The sequence below is a fragment of the Streptomyces sp. NPDC005262 genome, from assembly GCF_042872425.1.
Classification (GTDB): domain Bacteria; phylum Actinomycetota; class Actinomycetes; order Streptomycetales; family Streptomycetaceae; genus Streptomyces.
This window is the reverse complement of the sequence record NZ_JBIAKK010000011.1, coordinates 22,640-38,826: the sequence shown is the minus strand read 5'-3', so window position 1 is coordinate 38,826 and position 16,187 is coordinate 22,640. Positions and strand designations below refer to the sequence as shown.

Here is a 16,187-nt window from a genome sequence, read left to right as displayed (position 1 = left end):
AGGGGGCACTGAGAGGCACCGGGGCGGTGCCGGTGAGGCGCTGAAGGTCGGTGAGGAGCGCCGAGAAGCGCCCTTTACGGACGGTGCTGATGCGGCAGCGTGAACCACACGGCCTTGCCGTGCTCCGTCGTGCGATGACCGCAGGACGAGCTGAGCGTGCGGATCAGCAGCAGACCACGACCGTGCTCCTGCCAGGGGTCCGGCTCGCTGCCGGGCTGGGGCCGGGAGAGATCGCCCGGAGGGGCCGGGTCGCGGTCGTGGACCTCCACCTGGCAGCTGGTCTCCAGAAGCTCCACCACCAGCTCGACGGGCTCGTCGCCGTCGGTGTGCTTCACGGCGTTGGCGACCAGTTCCGCGGTGAGGAGCTCGGCCGTGTCGGTGGTGTCGGCCGGTGTGTCGATGTCCGCCAGCGCCGTACGGATCAGGGTGCGTGCGATCGGCACTGCGGCCGTGGAGTGCGGCAGCGCGATACGCCAGGAGGCGGGCATCGGTCCATCGGGCGGCAAGGCGGGGTTCCGTTCCGGAGGCACGGCTGTCCCGAGCTCGAGTTTCTGGAGCTCAAGACTTCTTCCTTTCAACCTTACGAAGCGCAACGACACAGACAAGGGACTGCGGTCCGGTCGGAAAGGGACGTTCGCCACATATTCCGATCGATGCATATCGCGTACTCGTGACGGCAGTCACGTAAGAGTGATAACTTCGAGGGCAGGTAGCAGCCCGACGGCTGAAGGGGATCACCCTCCATGAGCCCGTTTCCCAGCTCCGCCCGCCATACCGACGACTGGCGCCATCTGCGGCTGACGACGGACGACGGCGTCGCCACCGTCACCCTGGCCCGCCCCGAGAAGCTCAACGCGCTCACCTTCGGCGCCTACGCCGACCTGCGCGACCTCCTCGCCGAGCTGTCCCGCGAACGCTCCGTGCGCGCTCTCGTGCTGGCCGGCGAGGGGCGCGGATTCTGCTCCGGCGGCGATGTCGACGAGATCATCGGTGCCACGCTCGCGATGGACACCGCGCAGCTGCTCGACTTCAACCGGATGACCGGGCAGGTCGTGCGGGCGCTGCGTGAGTGCCCCTTCCCCGTCGTCGCCGCGGTGCACGGCGTCGCCGCGGGCGCCGGTGCGGTCCTCGCGCTGGCCGCCGACTTCCGCGTCGCCGACCCGTCCGCCCGGTTCGCCTTCCTCTTCACCCGGGTCGGGCTCTCCGGTGGCGACATGGGAGCCGCCTATCTGCTGCCGCGCGTCGTCGGTCTGGGCCATGCCACCCGGCTGCTGATGCTCGGCGAGCCGGTCCGCGCCCCCGAGGCGGAACGGATCGGGCTGATCAGCGAGCTGGCCGAGGAGGGGCAGGCCGACGCCCGGGCCGCGGAGCTCGCCCGCCGCCTCGCCGAAGGCCCCGCTCTCGCCCTCGCCCAGACCAAGGCGCTGCTCACCGCCGAACTCGACATGCCGCTGGCCGCCGCCGTGGAGATGGACGCCGCCACCCAGGCCCTGCTGATGCACGGCGACGACTACGCCGAGTTCCACGCCGCGTTCACGGAGAAGCGTCCGCCGAAATGGCAAGGCAGGTAGCGCCGTGGCTTCCGACACGAGGCGGATCGCGGTCATCGGCGGCGGCCCGGGCGGGCTGTACGCCGCGGCCCTCCTCAAGCGCCTGGACCCCGAGCGCTCCGTCACCGTCTGGGAGCGCAACGCCCCCGACGACACATTCGGCTTCGGCGTCGTCCTCTCCGACGAGACGCTCGGCGGCATCGAACACGCCGACCCCGTGGTGTACCGGGCGCTCCAGGCCGAATTCGTACGGTGGGACGACATCGACATCATCCACCGTGGCCGGACCCAGACGTCCGGCGGCCACGGCTTCGCGGCGCTGGGCCGCCGCCGGCTCCTGGAGATCCTGCACAAGCGCTGCGCGTCCCTCGGGAATCGGCTCCGCTTCCGCGCGGAGGCCCCGTCGGTCGCCGAGCTCGCCGCGACGCACGACCTGGTGATCGCGGCCGACGGGGTGCACAGCACCACCCGTGAGACGTACGCCGACACCTTCCGGCCCACCGTCGTCACCCACCGCAACCGCTACATCTGGCTCGCCGCGGACTTCGCGTTCGACGCCTTCCGCTTCGAGATCGCCGAGACCGAACACGGCGTGATGCAACTGCACGCCTACCCCTTCTCGACCGGTGCCTCCACCGCCATCGTCGAGATGCGCGAGGAGGTCTGGCGCGCGGCCGGTTTCGACGCCATGGACACCGCAGCATCGACGGAACGCTGCGGCAAGATCTTCGCCGACGCCCTCGGCGGCCGCCCGCTGCGCTCCAACCACTCCTCCTGGCTCACCTTCCGTACTGTCGTCAACGCCCACTGGTCGCACGGCAACACGGTTCTCATCGGCGACGCGGCCCACACCGCGCACTTCTCCATCGGCTCCGGCACCAAGCTCGCCGTCGAGGACGCCCTGGCGCTCGCCGCCTGCATCGAGGAGCAGCCGGACCTTCCCGCGGCCCTCGCCGCGTACGAGGCCGAGCGGCGGCCCGTCGTCGCCTCCACCCAGCGCGCCGCCGCAGCGAGCCTGCGCTGGTTCGAGGAACTGGGTACGTACGTCGACCAGGCGCCCCGCCAGTTCGCCTTCAACCTCCTGACCCGCAGCCGCCGCGTCACCCACGACAACCTGCGGCTGCGCGACGCCGGCTTCACCGCCGCCGTCGAGGAGGAGTTCGGCTGCGCCCCCGGCACCCCGCCGATGTTCACCCCGCTGCGGCTGCGCGGCCTGGAACTCCGAAACCGCGTCGTCGTCTCCCCGATGGACATGTACTCGGCCGTCGACGGCGTCCCCGGCGACCTCCACCTCGTCCATCTGGGCGCCCGCGCCCTCGGCGGTGCCGGGCTCGTCATGACAGAGATGGTCTGCGTCAGCGCCGAGGGCCGGATCACCCCCGGGTGCACCGGCCTCTACACCCCCGAACAGGCCGCCGCCTGGGCCAGGATCACCGGCTTCGTCCATACCTCCGCCCCCGGCACGGCGATCGGCATCCAGCTCGGCCACTCCGGTCGCAAGGGCTCCACCAAGCTGATGTGGGAGGGCATCGACCAGCCCCTCGACGAGGGCAACTGGCCGCTGTCCGCCGCTTCCCCGATCCCGTACCGGGAAGGCGTCAACCAGGTCCCGCACGCGCTGGACCGGGCCGGGCTCGACGTGATCCGCAACCAGTTCGCCGCAGCGGCCCGGCACGCCGCCACCTGCGACTTCGACCTGCTCGAACTCCACTGCGCCCACGGCTATCTGCTCTCCGGGTTCCTCTCCCCACTCACCAACCACCGCACCGACATCTACGGCGGACCGCTGTCGAACCGACTGCGTTTCCCTCTCGAAGTCTTCGACGCGGCCCGCGCCCGGTGGCCCGACGACCGGCCCATGACCGTCCGCATCTCCGCCACGGACTGGTCCGACGGCGGCACGACGGCCGAGGACGCCGTAGAGATCGCCCGCGCGTTCGTCGCGCACGGGGCCGACGCCATCGACGTCTCCACCGGCCAGGTCGTCCCGGACGAAGACCCCGAGTACGGCCGCTCGTACCAGACCCCGTTCGCGGACCGGATCCGCAACAGCCTGGTCGTGCCCGTCATCGCGGTCGGTGCGATCTCCTCCTGGGACGACGTCAACTCACTGCTGCTGGCAGGCCGAGCAGACCTCTGCGCCCTGGCCCGCCCGCATCTCTACGACCCCCACTGGACCTTGCATGCCGCGGCGGAACAGGGCTACAGCGGCCCCGGCGCCCCGTGGCCGATGCCGTACCGCGCGGGCAGCCGCACACCGCCGACCGGCCGCACCGATGCTCCGAAGCCACGGCTCACTCTGGGGTGAGCGCCCCTGCCGTCCAGCACTCGTGGCAGCGGCAGGGGGTGGGGTGGGGCACGCCGGCCCACCAGGACCCGCGATACCCGGCCGCCAGCCGATCGAGCCGGGCGGCGAGCTCCTCGGCGTGCTCCCGGGCGTCCCAGCACCCGGCCACGTCCGCCTCCGCGCAGAGCCGCAGCACGGTCGGGCTGTGGACCGGTGCGGCCCGGAAGGTGTGCAGATTGCGCGTCGCCATATCGATCGTGATGTAGCCGCCGGTGTGGCGCCCACGCCCGATCGTGGTGAGCGTCTCGTGGCCCGTCCCCGCGTAGGTGTCGATCACATACACCTTCGAGCCTCCCCGGTAGGACTTGGTGCCCGGTCTGAGCTCCTGCCCGCCCTCCCCGTACCGTCGCCACCGCACCACATTCGCGGCGATCAGCCAGCCCGGTTCCGGTGGCGTCTCCCCGGCCGCGCCCGTCACTTCGACTCCGCAGTGATCAACAGCCGGTCCGAGACCGGCCGGTAGCCGATGCGCTGATAGACACCATTGCTCGTCGGGTTCGACAGGTCGGTGAACAGCAGCACCTCGTTCGCCCCCGACTCCCGCGCCGCCCGGCTGACCTCGGCCGTCACCGCCGCCGCGTAACCGTGGCCCCGGTGCTCCGGCGGTGTGTACACGGCAGTCACCCGCATCGCGCCGGCAACCCGAGGGGAGACACCCGCCATCGACACCGGGACCCCGCCGGTCTCCCAGAGCGTCAGAGCGCCGGACGCCGTCCGCTCGTCCACCAACCGCTCGGCGTGGGCGTCCGGCTGGCCGACGTCCGCAGCGAACGCGCGATGCCAGGCCGTCAACAGGGTCCGGTCAGCGGCCGTGGCCGACCTGGGCCGGCCCGGCGGCGCGGGGGAGGGAGGTACCAACTCGTCCAGACGGTAAAGCCGTTGCACCTGTTCGACCCGGTGGCCGGGCCATCCCGCGGCCAGCGCCTCGGCGGTGGCCCGGTCCGCGTTGACGGCGGTCAGCGGGAACACGGCGGCCAGCGGACCGAGCGCCTCCGGGGCGACGACGCCGAGCAGCGGTCGGTACGGCGGGGTCTGTACCAGTGTCCCCGCGACCTCACCCCCCGGTCCGCGCCACCAGCCCAGCACCGGGGCGCCGTCGCCGTAGGCCTGCGGGCCGCTGCCGCGCAGCGTCGCGGTGATGGTCAGTACGAGGGTGTTCTCGGCGGGCCGGGTCGCCAGCCATGCACCGGCCGCATCGAGGAACACATCGACGTCGTCAGTGAAGGTCCAGGTCATGGTCCATGATGACCAGTCGGTACCGGGCTGCGCACACGCTTTACGAGCCGCCCGGCCCGTCTCGGACGAACTCCGCCCCCGTATCCCGCAACCGGGCGTGCAGCAGCCCGAACACCTCCGCCGCCCGGCCCCCCGGCCAGTCCTTCGGCAGCAGCTCCTCCGGCAGCCCCGGATCGGCGTACGGCAGCCGCCGCCAGGAGTCCAGGGCGGTCAGATAGTCCCGGTAGGCGGCCTCCGTGTCCGGCTCGCCGGTGCGCGACTCCCAGGCCCGCAGCACCCGTTCGTGCCGGCCCAGGAAGTCCAGGTGGAGCCGGGCGATGGCCTCCAGGTCCCACCAGCGCGCCACCGACTCCCGCGTCGCGGCGAAGCCGAGGTGTTCCCCGCGGAACAGGTCCACGTACGGGGCGAGTTCCAGCCGCTCCAGGGTGTGCCGGGTCTCGTCGTACAGTGCGGCGGGTGCGATCCAGACCCCTGGCGCGGCCGTGCCGAAGCCCAGTCGGGAGAGCCGGGAGCGCAGCAGGTGCCGCTTGTGCCGTTCCGCTTCCGGTACGGAGAAGACGGCGAGCACCCAGCCGTCCCGAAGCGGTGGTGACGGATGTGCGTAGATCCGCCGGTCGCCGTCGTCCAGCAGCTGGCGGGCGTCCTGCGACAGTGCGTATCCGGCCGCGCCGCTCGCGGTCCGCGCCGCCACGAGCAGCCCGCGCCGCTTCAGCCGGGAGACGGAGGAGCGCACCGACGGGGCGTCGACACCGACGGCGTTGAGCAACCGGATCAGCTCGGCTACCGGCAGCGGTGTGTTGCCGGGGGTGCGACCGTACGCACCGTAGAGGGTGACGATCAGGGATCGGGGGGTGTGCAGGTCGGCCACGTGATCACTCTAGAGCCTGGCTCCGGTCCGCCTCGCTGCGCAGCCGGAACCGCTGCAGTTTGCCCGTGGCGGTCCGGGGGAGCGCGGGCAGGAACTCGATGACGCGCGGGCACTTGTGCGGCGCCAGTTCGCCCTTCATGTACGTGCGCAGGTCGTCGGCCGACGGTGCGGCGCCCTCGCGAGGCACTACGTACGCCACCACGACTTGGCCGCGCAGCTCGTCCGGCCGGCCGACCACCGCTGCTTCCGCGACCTGGGGATGGCGCAGCAGGGTGTCCTCGACCTCGGGGCCCGCGATGTTGTAGCCGGAGGAGATGATCATGTCGTCGGCGCGTGCGACGTAGTGGAAGTAGCCGTCGCTGTCGCGGGTGTACGTGTCACCGGTGAGGTTCCAGCCGTGCTGTACATACTCCGTCTGGCGTACGTCGGCGAGATAGCGGCACCCCGTCGGGCCGCGTACGGCGAGCAGCCCCGGCTCCCCGTCGGGCACCGCACGGCCGTCCCGGTCCAGCACGCGCGCCTGCCAGCCGGGCACCGCAACCCCCGTGGTGCCGGGACGGATCGCGTCGTCGGCGGCGGAGATGAAGATGTGCAGGAGTTCGGTGGCGCCTATGCCGTTGATGATGCGCAGACCGGTCCGCTCGTACCAGGAGTGCCAGGTCGCCGCGGGCAGGTTCTCGCCCGCCGAGACGCAGCGGCGCAGCGCGGACAGATCGTGCTCGCCGAGATGGTCGAGCATCACGCGGTACGCGGTCGGGGCGGTGAACAGGACCGAGACGCGGTGGGTGGCCAGCGCGGGCAGCAGCTGCCGCGGACCGGCCTGTTCCAGCAGCAGTGCCGAACCGCCGGCCCGCAACGGGAAGACCACCAGGCCGCCGAGCCCGAAGGTGAAGCCGAGCGGTGGACTGCCCGCGAACACGTCCTCGGGGCCCGGCCGCAGGACGTGGCGCGAGAAGGTGTCGGCGACGGCCAGCAGATCGCGGTGGAAGTGCATACATCCTTTGGGGCGCCCGGTGGTGCCCGAGGTGAACGCGATCAGAGCGACATCGTCGGCGGCGGTGTCCACAGCCCGGTACGGCCCCGGCCGGCGCTCGGCCAGCCGCAGCAGATCGTCCGCCCCGTCTCCTCCGTACGCAGTGATCCGCAGCCCCGGCACCTGAGCCTTCACCAGATCGTCGACCGACCGGACATCGCACAGCGCATGGCCGACCCGGGCGATCGAACAGATCGTGGCGAGCTCCTGGGATCTCTGCTGCGCCAGTACGGTCACGGCGATCGCGCCCGCCTTCAGCACGGCGAGCCAGCAGGCGGCCAGATGGGGGGTGGTGGGGCCGCGCAGCAGGACCCGGTTGCCGGGGACGACCCCCAGATCGGAGGTCAGGACATGCGCGATCCGGTCGACCCGGTCCTGGAGCTCCCCGTAACTCCATGTCGGGCCGTCAGGGGTACGGAAGGCGGGACGGTCGGGTCCGAGACGGGCGACCGTGGTGTCGAGGAGTTCGGCGGCGCAGTTCAGCCGGTCCGGATAGTCCAGCTCGGGGAGACCGAAGACCAGTTCCGGCCACTGGTCCTGGGGTGGCAGATGCTCTCTGGCAAAGCTGTCGATGTGCGCTGAGGTCTTCGGGTCCATAAACGGATCGCCCCCTTGTCGCCCTTGGAGCGTATCGTTTGAATGACGGTAGTCAATACTTCGCGATACGATCCAGGAGAGGCGCCGGTATGTCGGCATTCTCGCTCGATCCGTCACAGACCGCCTGGTGCGAGGAGCTGCGCGCCCTGGCCGAGCAGCAGTTGCGCCCCCTCGCCGAGAAGGGCGAACCGGGCCACGTCAACCGCCCACTGGTCGCTGCCCTAGGCGAACAGGGCCTGCTCGACCGGCTGTTCTCCTCGGGAGCCCTCGACCTCTGTCTGCTGCGCGAGTCCCTGGCCCGCGGCTGCACGGAGGCCGAGACCGCGCTTGCCCTCCAAGGACTCGGCTCGTACCCATTGGTCCAGGCGGGTACCACGGCCCACCGTGAACGCTGGCTCCCCGAAGTCCGTGCGGGCCGCGCGGTCGCCGCCTTCGCGCTCAGCGAGTCCGGCGCCGGCTCCGACGCGGCCGCTCTCGCCCTCAGCGCGGCGCGCGCCCCGGACGGCTGGCGGCTGACCGGCGAGAAACGCTGGATCTCCAACGCCCCCGAGGCCGACTTCTACACGGTCTTCGCCCGTACGACGCCCGGCGCCGGAGCCCGCGGCGTCACGGCGTTCCTGGTCCCCGCCGACCGCCCCGGGCTGGCCGGCACAGGGCTGGACATGCTCTCCCCGCACCCCATCGGGGCGCTCACCTTCGACGAGGTGCCGGTCACCCCCGACGACGTACTCGGCGAACCCGACCGCGGCTTCCGGGTCGCCATGAACACCCTCAACCTGTTCCGCCCCAGCGTCGGCGCCTTCGCCGTCGGCATGGCTCGCGCCGCCCTCGACGCGACCCTGGCCCACACCGCGCAGCGCACCGCGTTCGGCGGCCCGCTCAAGGATCTGCAGGCGGTCTCGCACCAGGTCGCCGAAATGGCCACCCGTACCGAGGCCGCCCGGCTCCTGGTGTACGCGGCCGCGGCGGCGTACGACGCGGGGGAACCGGGGGTACCGCGCAGAGCGGCGATGGCGAAGCTGTACGCCACGGAGGCGGCGCAGTACGTCGTCGACGCCGCCGTCCAGTTGCACGGCGCCCGCGCGCTGCGCCGCGGTCATCTGCTCGAACACCTCTACCGGGAGGTGCGCGCCCCGCGCATCTACGAGGGTGCCAGCGAGGTCCAGCGCACGATCATCGCCAAGGAGCTGTACGCGACGGCGGCGCAGCCGGCCGTGCAGCGGGAGCCGTCCGGGAACCAGGAGCCGCCCGCATGAGTCCGATCCATCGAATCAATCCCGCCGAGTTGTCCCCGCCCACCGGCTTCTCGCACGCCGTCACGGCCACCGGCAGTCAACTGGTCTTCCTGGCCGGGCAGACCGCCCTCGACCCGAACGGCAAGGTCGTCGGCGACACACTGCCCGAACAGTTCACGACGGCCCTCACCAATCTGCTCGTCGCACTGCGCGCGGCCGGTGGTTCCCCGGCCGATCTGGCCCGGGTCACCGTCTATGCCACCGATGTCGCCGACTACCGTGCCCATGCCTCCGAACTCGGTCGTATCTGGCGGCGGTTGGCGGGCCGCGACTACCCGGCGATGGCAGTCGTCGGGGCGGCCCGGCTCTGGGACGAACAGGCTCTCGTCGAGCTCGACGGGATGGCCGTACTGCCCTGAGGAGACCGGACGGGCGTGATCCCGCCGGATACATCCGTTCGTCGGCGACCGGGCTGAGCCGCGCCTCGGCGTCCATGCCGGTGGCGCCCCTCACCACCCCCTGCGCCTCGGGCTGACGCGGCACCGTCCCCGACCAGTTCGCGGGGACACGGTCGCCGTACAGCCGCGCCCGCGGCGGTGTCCTGCATCTGCGCGGCGCGCCGTACGGGTGATAGGAGGCGGGGGATATATCTCTATTCAGTGCCCTATGCCCGTGATGCTTCGCCCAAGCCCCGGACGCCCCCAGCGGGCAGGCGCGGGACGCCCACCGGGGCCGTATGACAGCGCTCCTCGTCTGCCACTTCGTCCTCGCCGCGTGCGCGGCCCCGCTGGTACGGCGCCTCGGCAGCCGCGCGTTCGTCGTGCTCGCGCTGCCGCCCGCGGCCACCACGGTGTGGGCGGCCGCGCAGTGGAACACCGCGGCGTCCGGCGGATCCGTGGCCTGGTCGTGGCGGTGGATGCCGGCGTACGACGTCTTCGTCGAACTGCGCCTCGACGCGCTCGCCGAACTCATGGTGCTCCTCGCCGCCGGGATCGGCGCGCTCGTCCTGCTGTACTGCGCCTCGTACTTCTCCGACGACGCCCCGGGGCTGGCCGGCTTCGCCGGGAACCTGCTGGCCTTCGCGGGCGCCATGCTCGGCCTCGTCCTCGCCGACGACCTGATCACGCTCTATCTGTTCTGGGAACTGACCACGGTCTTCTCCTACCTGCTGATCGGGTACAGCAGCGAGCAGAAGCACAGCCGCCGCTCCGCGCTCCAGGCGCTCACCGTGACCACGCTCGGCGGCCTCGCGATGCTCGTCGGTTTCCTGATCCTCGGTCAGGCAGCGGGCACGTACCGGATCTCCGCGATCGTCGCCGACCCACCGGCCACCAGCCTCGCCATCTCGGTGGCCGTGGTGCTGATCCTGTGCGGAGCGCTGTCGAAGTCGGCGGTCTGGCCGTTCAGCCTCTGGCTGCCGAACGCCATGGCCGCCCCCACCCCCGTCAGCGCCTATCTGCACGCTGCGGCCATGGTCAAGGCCGGTGTCTACCTGGTGGCCCGCCTCGCGCCCGGCTTCGCCGACGTCCCTGTCTGGCGGCCCGTCGTCCTGGTCCTCGGCGGAGCCACCATGCTGCTCGGCGGCTGGCGGGCGCTGCGGCTGAACGACCTCAAGCTCGTCCTCGCCTACGGCACCGTCAGCCAGCTCGGCTTCCTCACCCTGCTCGCCGGAATCGGCAACCGCGACGCCGCTCTCGCCGCCGCGGTCATGATCTTGGGTCACGCCCTGTTCAAGGCGCCGCTGTTCCTCGTCACCGGCATCGTCGACCACGCGGCCGGCACCCGTGATCTGCGCAGACTCTCGGGCGTCGGCCGGGCGCTGCCGTACGTCTGCGCGGTCGCCGTGCTCGCCGCCGCGTCCATGGCCGCACTGCCCCCGCTGCTCGGATTCGTCGCGAAGGAGGCCGCATTCGACGCGCTGCTGCACGGCGACGCCGCGGACCGCTGGGCGCTCGCCGTCACCGTGGCGGGCTCGGCGCTGACCGTCGCCTACGCCGTACGGTTCGTCTGGGGCGCGTTCGCCCGTAAACCCGGCGTCGAGGACACCCCGGTGCACCGGGTCGGCTGGGCGTTCCTCGGCCCGCCCGCCCTGCTGGCCCTCTGCGGCCTGGTGCTCGGGCCGGGCGTGGGCCTGGTCCAGCGGCTGCTCAGCGCGTACGCCGACGAGTTCCCCGTACCCGCGCATCCGTACCACCTCGCGCTCTGGCACGGATTCGGCACCGCCTTGCTGCTCTCGGCCGTCGCCACGGTCGGTGGTGCGGTGCTCTTCGCCGGCCGCACCACCGTGACCCGGCTCTCCCGGCGGATCGCCTGGCCGACCGCCGACCGGGTCTTCGGCCGCCTGCTGCTCGGACTGGAGCGGACATCGCTGGAGGTCACCGGCTTCGTCCAGCGCGGCTCGCTCTCCGTCTACCTCGCCACCACTCTGCTCGTCATGCTCGCCGGACAACTCGCCGTGCTGGGGGTGGACCGGCCATGGCACGGGGCGTCGGCGCCGCGGCTCTGGGACGTTCCGCTGCAGGGCGCCGTGGCCGCCCTGACCTGCGCGGCCGCGCTCCTCTGTCTCACCGTCAGCCGCCGGATGAAGGCAGTGGTCCTGGCGGGACTGACGGGGTACGGGACCGGGCTGCTCTTCGTCGTCCAGGGCGGCCCCGATCTGGCGCTCACCCAGTTCTGCGTCGAGACGGTGTCCATGGTCGTGTTCGTGCTGGTGCTGCGGCGGATGCCAGTGCGCTTCCAGGAGTCGGTCAGTACGTGGCGGCGTGCGGTACGCATTCCTGTGGCGCTGGCCGCGGCCGCCACCTTGAGCGTGGTGGTGTGGGTCGCGGCGGCCGCACGTACGGCCGAACCCGCCGGGGCCGCCATGGTCGAGGAGACCGCGCACCACGGGCTCAAGGACGTCGTCGCCACCATCCTGGTCGACCTGCGGGCCTGGGACACGATGGGGGAGTCCGCCGTGCTCGCCGCCGCGGCGATCGGCGTGACCAGCCTGATCTACCTGCACCGCCGCGCGGACGGATCCGGGCTGCGCGAGGAGGTCCCCGGGCGTACGGCCTGGTCGCTGACTGAACGCGCACTGACCGGCCTGCCGCACGGCGACGAGGGCGCGCCCGAGCGGAGCTGGCTCGCGGCCGGCGCCACGCTCGCCCCCGAACACCGGTCGGTCGTCTTCGAGGTCGTGGCCCGGCTGCTGTTCCATCCGATCCTGGTGCTCTCCGTCTATCTGCTGTTCTGCGCCGAGAACATGCCGGGCGGCGGGTTCGTCGCCGGACTCGTCGCCGGTGTCGGGCTGATCACCCGTTATCTGGCGGGCGGCCGCTTCGAACTTGCCGAAGCCGCACCGCTGCAGCCGGGGCTCTTCACCGGCCTCGGGCTGTTCCTCTCCACCGGAGTGGCGCTGCTCGGCCTCGCCGACGGCACCGTGCTGCACGCCTGGACGTATCACGGCCGGCTTCCCGTGTTCGGCCCGTACCACCTGGGCACGCCGGTCCTCTTCGACTTCGGTGTGTACCTGCTGGTGCTGGGCGTGGTGCTGGACATCGTGCGCGCACTCGGAGCCAAGGTCGACCGCCAGATCGAGCGGGCCGCGGCGGAGAAGGCCGCGGCCGAGAACGCGGCGGCGGAGAACGCGGCGCCCCCGGGGGAAGCGGGACCGGGAGCCACGCGGGAGGCGGAAGCAGGACCGGACACGGGGCCCGAGCCCGGAGGTGCACCCGGATGACGGTCAGCGCCTCGCTTCTGGCCACGGCCGCCGTGCTGTGTGCCGTCGGGGGCATCCTCATGCTCACCCGCCCCCTCACCCGCATCCTGCTCGGCGCGGTGATCGCGGGCAACGGCATCAACCTGCTCGTCCTGTCCGCCACCGGATCGGCGGGCAGGGCGCCCCTCCTGTACGGCGTCCCGCTGTGGCAGGTCACCGACCCGCTGCCGCAGGCCATCGCCCTGACCGCGATCGTCATCACGCTCGCCACCACGGCGTTCCTCCTCGCGATGGCGTACCGCAGCCACCAGTTGACCGGCACCGACGAGGTCCGCGACGACCTGGAGGACCGGCGTATCGCGCTGCGCGCCGAGGTGCTGGGGGAGCGGGACGAACTGCGCGAGCAGTACCGGTCCGCGTCCGAACCCACAGCGGAGGAACGCGCCCGGTACCGGGAGGAACGCAAACGCCTCCGGGCCCGGCTCCGCGCCGACCGTGCCCTCCAGGCCCGCGGCCGGGACGCCACCGGAGACCTCTGGCACGACGTGCTGGGCGCCGACCCGCAGGACTACGCCGAAGCCCGTACCGAAGACCCCGCCGCAGACGCGAACCGAGGAGACACCGGGTGAACGCACTCGTCCCGCTGCCGGTGCTGCTGCCGCTCAGCGCCACCGGCCTGAGCCTCGCCTTCGGCACCCGGCTCAAGCAGTTCCAGCGCATCATCAGCGTCGCCGTGCTCACCGCCGTGCTCGCGCTCTCCGTCGCCCTGATGATCGCCGCCGACTCCGGCGGCCCCCTCTCCGTCCACCTCGGCGACTTCGCCCCTCCCCTCGGCATCACCCTGGTCGCCGACCGGCTGTCCGGGCTGATGCTGACCGTCTCCTCGGCCGTCACCCTCTGCGTGCTGGTCTACTCCCTCGGCCAGGGCATGGCCGACCGCGACGAAGAGACACCCGTGGCGGTCTTCCACCCCGCGTATCTGATCCTGGTCGCCGGGGTCTCCTGCACGTTCCTCGCCGGCGACCTCGTCAACCTCTACGTCGGCTTCGAGATCATGCTGGTGGCGAGCTTCGTGCTGCTCACCCTCGGCGGCACCGGCCCGCGGGTGCGGGCCGGCTCCACATACGTGATCATCTCGCTCTTCTCGTCGATGCTGTTCCTCACCGCGATCGCCATGACCTACGCGGCCACCGGCACCGCCAACCTCGCCCAGCTGGCCCAGCGACTGGGCGAACTCCCGCTCGGCGTACAGACGTTGATCCAGGCCATGCTGCTCACCGTGTTCGCCATCAAGGCCGCCGTGTTCCCGCTCGCCGCCTGGCTCCCCGACTCGTACCCCACCGCACCCGCCCCCGTCACCGCCGTCTTCGCCGGCCTGCTCACCAAGGTCGGCGTCTACTGCATGCTCCGCACGGAGACCCTGCTCTTCCCCGGCAACCGGCTCGGCGACCTGCTGATGGCGGCCGCGCTCGCCTCCATGATGATCGGCATCCTCGGAGCCGTCGCCCAGACCGACCTGAAACGGCTGCTCTCCTTCATCCTCATCAGCCACATCGGCTACATGGTCTTCGGTATCGGCCTCGCCTCCCGGGAGTCGTACGGCGGCGCGATCGTCTACGTCGCCCACCACATCACCGTCCAGACGACGCTGTTCCTCGTCGCCGGACTGATCGAGCGCCGCACCGGCACCACCGAACTCACCCGGATCGGCGGACTGGCCAGAGCCGCCCCGGTGCTCGCCGCCCTCTTCTTCGTGCCCGCCATGAACCTCGCCGGGATCCCGCCGCTGTCCGGCTTCATCGGCAAGCTCGGCCTCATGCGGGCCGGTGTCGCCGACGGCGGCGTCTGGGCCTGGATCCTCGTGGTCGGCTCCGTGGCGACCAGCCTGCTGACGCTGTACGTGATGGCCAAGGTCTGGAACCTGGCGTTCTGGCGGGCCGCACCACCCGATCAGGCCGCGGACGGCACCGTCCTGGAGTCCGACGACGAGAACGGCGGCGACGAGGACGCCGACGAGGGCCCGGACCGCATTCCCGGCACCGGTGACGAACCGATCCGCCGGCACCGGCCCGCCGGGCTCGCGGTCGCGGCCACCCTGCACGGCCATGCCGTCACCACCACGACGAAGCTGCCGACGCTCATGACCGTCGCCACCGCGGCAGCCGTCGCCCTCGGACTCTCCTTCACCGTGCTCGCCGGACCCCTGACCTCGTACACCGACCGCACGGCCGCCGAACTCCTCGCACGCTCCCCCTACATCGAGGCGGTGCTCGGCCGGTGAAACGCTGGATCACCCTGTCCTGCCGGAACGCGGAACTGCCGCCCTTCAGCTGCGAATTCACCGGCCGCCGACGGCGCGTACTCGACCTTCCGCTGATCGCCTGGCTCACCGTCATCTGGGTGCTGCTCTGGTCCAGTCTGAGCTGGGCCAACGTGGTGACCGGTGTCGTCGTCGCGGTGGCGGTCTGTCTGGCCTTCCCGCTGCCCCGCGTCGATCTCGGGCTCCGGCTCCACCCGTGGGGCATCGTGCTGCTCGCCGGCTATCTGCTCTACGACATGTACACCTCGGGCGTGAAGGTCACCCGGCAGATCTTCGTCGACCATCCGCACCGGGCCGCCGTCATCGCCGTACCGCTGCGCTGCCGCTCCGACCTGATGCTCGCGGCGACCGCCGTCGCCGTGTCGAACGTGCCCGGCGGATCGGTCGTCGAGGTACGCCGCGCCACGGCCACCGTCTTCGTCCACGTCCTCGACGCGGACCGGCCCGCCGTGCTCGACGCGGCCCGGCGCTCCGTCTGGCGGCTGGAGGAACTGACGGTACGGGCCTTCGGCACCCCTGACGAGATCGTCCGGGTCGCTGCTCCACCACCGCCGACGCCGTGGACGGACGGGTCGGGGGTGGGCTCATGAGTGCTTGGGAGACCGTCGACCGGGTCCTGCTCACCGCCGCCGTGGTGGTGCTCGTCATTGCCGGGGCGGGGCTGCTCGGCCGCATCTGGCGCGGCCCCTCGATGCTGGACCGGGCGATCTCGCTGGATGTGTGCGCCGCCCTCATCATCGCGGGCCTCGGCGCCAAGTCCGCCGTCGCACGCGACCCGTTCTATTTCCCGATCATGCTGGTGCTGGCCTTTCTCGGCTTCACCGGCTCGGTGGGCATCGCCCGCTTCATCGCCATACGTGACCGGCCGAGGAAAGCCGAGCGCGACCGGCCGAGGACCGAGGAGGAACCGGAGTGAACGTCTGGCTCCAGATCGCCGACACGACCGGTGCGGTACTGGTCTTCGTGGGCGCGGCCATCTGCCTGCTCGGGGTGATCGGCATGCTGCGGCTGCCGGACGTCCTGTCGCGCAGCCACGCCGCGACGAAGCCGCAGAGCCTCGGCCTGCTGCTGGTCCTCGCCGGAGTCGCGCTGCGGCTGCGCAGCGGCATGGACCTCGCCACGCTCGCGCTGATCGGGTTCTTCCAGCTGATGACCGGACCGGTCGCCGCGCATCTTGTCGCGCGATCGGCGTACCGGACCGGTCAGATCGACCACGGCGAGCTGCTTTTCGACGAGCTGGACGCACAGCTGACCGAAGAGCGCTGAACCAGGGAGAACCGACAGCAGCGGCCGGACCCGCC

General features: G+C 71.7%; 15 protein-coding genes. 10 read left to right on the top strand and 5 right to left on the bottom strand.

Translation table 11 applies throughout. The features are described from left to right. Positions 1-74: 74 nt before the first annotated feature. The gene (locus ACFYP5_RS25050; RefSeq protein WP_389039977.1) at positions 75-506 is read right to left on the bottom strand and encodes an ATP-binding protein; all 432 of its coding nucleotides are present in this window, start codon (positions 504-506) and stop codon (positions 75-77) included. A 237-nt stretch (positions 507-743) separates the two neighbouring features. Between ACFYP5_RS25050 and ACFYP5_RS25045 the strand changes: the two genes are divergently transcribed. Next, on the top strand, positions 744-1,571 hold the full coding sequence (locus tag ACFYP5_RS25045; protein WP_389039975.1) for an enoyl-CoA hydratase family protein: 828 nt from the start codon (positions 744-746) through the stop codon (positions 1,569-1,571). A gap of 4 nt (positions 1,572-1,575) precedes the next feature. Beyond that, positions 1,576-3,858: a bifunctional salicylyl-CoA 5-hydroxylase/oxidoreductase gene (locus ACFYP5_RS25040; protein WP_389039973.1), complete on the top strand. Its 2,283-nt coding sequence runs from the start codon at positions 1,576-1,578 to the stop codon at positions 3,856-3,858. On the opposite strand, the gene ACFYP5_RS25035 is transcribed toward ACFYP5_RS25040, so the two are convergent. From ACFYP5_RS25035 to ACFYP5_RS25020, 4 genes are read right to left on the bottom strand one after another with little or no spacing between them, the layout of a single operon-like run. Next, the gene (locus tag ACFYP5_RS25035; protein ID WP_389039970.1) at positions 3,845-4,315 is read right to left on the bottom strand and encodes a hypothetical protein; all 471 of its coding nucleotides are present in this window, start codon (positions 4,313-4,315) and stop codon (positions 3,845-3,847) included. The two genes, ACFYP5_RS25040 and ACFYP5_RS25035, sit on opposite strands and share 14 nt — an antisense overlap. Further along, complete coding sequence (locus tag ACFYP5_RS25030; protein WP_389039967.1) at positions 4,312-5,133, bottom strand: GNAT family N-acetyltransferase; 822 nt, start codon at positions 5,131-5,133, stop codon at positions 4,312-4,314. Before ACFYP5_RS25030 ends, ACFYP5_RS25035 begins: the two co-directional genes overlap by 4 nt. Before the next feature lie 40 nt (positions 5,134-5,173). Continuing rightward, positions 5,174-6,001, bottom strand: coding sequence for a PaaX family transcriptional regulator C-terminal domain-containing protein (locus ACFYP5_RS25025; protein ID WP_389039964.1), 828 nt, complete (start codon positions 5,999-6,001; stop codon positions 5,174-5,176). Positions 6,002-6,005: 4 nt separating this feature from the next. Next, a complete protein-coding gene (locus ACFYP5_RS25020; RefSeq protein WP_389039961.1) occupies positions 6,006-7,631 on the bottom strand; it encodes an AMP-binding protein in 1,626 nt (541 codons plus the stop codon). Between the two features lie 89 nt (positions 7,632-7,720). On the opposite strand from ACFYP5_RS25020, the gene ACFYP5_RS25015 reads away from it, so the two are divergent. From ACFYP5_RS25015 to mnhG, 8 genes are all read left to right on the top strand, one after another. Further along, entirely contained in the window at positions 7,721-8,887 is a 1,167-nt protein-coding gene (locus ACFYP5_RS25015) for an acyl-CoA dehydrogenase family protein (RefSeq protein ID WP_389039959.1), read from the top strand. Next, a complete protein-coding gene (locus ACFYP5_RS25010; RefSeq protein ID WP_389039955.1) occupies positions 8,884-9,285 on the top strand; it encodes a RidA family protein in 402 nt (133 codons plus the stop codon). The genes ACFYP5_RS25015 and ACFYP5_RS25010 overlap by 4 nt, the downstream gene beginning before the upstream one ends. A 317-nt stretch (positions 9,286-9,602) precedes the next feature. Continuing rightward, complete coding sequence (locus ACFYP5_RS25005; protein WP_389039953.1) at positions 9,603-12,587, top strand: Na+/H+ antiporter subunit A; 2,985 nt, start codon at positions 9,603-9,605, stop codon at positions 12,585-12,587. Next, the gene (locus tag ACFYP5_RS25000; RefSeq protein WP_389039951.1) at positions 12,584-13,195 is read left to right on the top strand and encodes a Na(+)/H(+) antiporter subunit C; all 612 of its coding nucleotides are present in this window, start codon (positions 12,584-12,586) and stop codon (positions 13,193-13,195) included. The genes ACFYP5_RS25005 and ACFYP5_RS25000 overlap by 4 nt, the downstream gene beginning before the upstream one ends. Then, positions 13,192-14,847, top strand: a complete 1,656-nt coding sequence (locus tag ACFYP5_RS24995; protein WP_389039948.1) for a Na+/H+ antiporter subunit D — start codon at positions 13,192-13,194, stop codon at positions 14,845-14,847. The genes ACFYP5_RS25000 and ACFYP5_RS24995 overlap by 4 nt, the downstream gene beginning before the upstream one ends. Further along, a complete protein-coding gene (locus tag ACFYP5_RS24990; protein ID WP_389039945.1) occupies positions 14,844-15,476 on the top strand; it encodes a Na+/H+ antiporter subunit E in 633 nt (210 codons plus the stop codon). The genes ACFYP5_RS24995 and ACFYP5_RS24990 overlap by 4 nt, the downstream gene beginning before the upstream one ends. Then, on the top strand, positions 15,473-15,802 hold the full coding sequence (locus tag ACFYP5_RS24985) for a monovalent cation/H+ antiporter complex subunit F (RefSeq protein ID WP_389039942.1): 330 nt from the start codon (positions 15,473-15,475) through the stop codon (positions 15,800-15,802). The genes ACFYP5_RS24990 and ACFYP5_RS24985 overlap by 4 nt, the downstream gene beginning before the upstream one ends. After that, positions 15,799-16,152 carry a monovalent cation/H(+) antiporter subunit G gene (gene mnhG / locus ACFYP5_RS24980; RefSeq protein WP_389039940.1) on the top strand — a complete coding sequence of 118 codons (354 nt, stop codon included), beginning with the start codon at positions 15,799-15,801 and terminating at the stop codon, positions 16,150-16,152. Before ACFYP5_RS24985 ends, mnhG begins: the two co-directional genes overlap by 4 nt. The last annotated feature ends 35 nt before the right edge of the window (positions 16,153-16,187 follow it).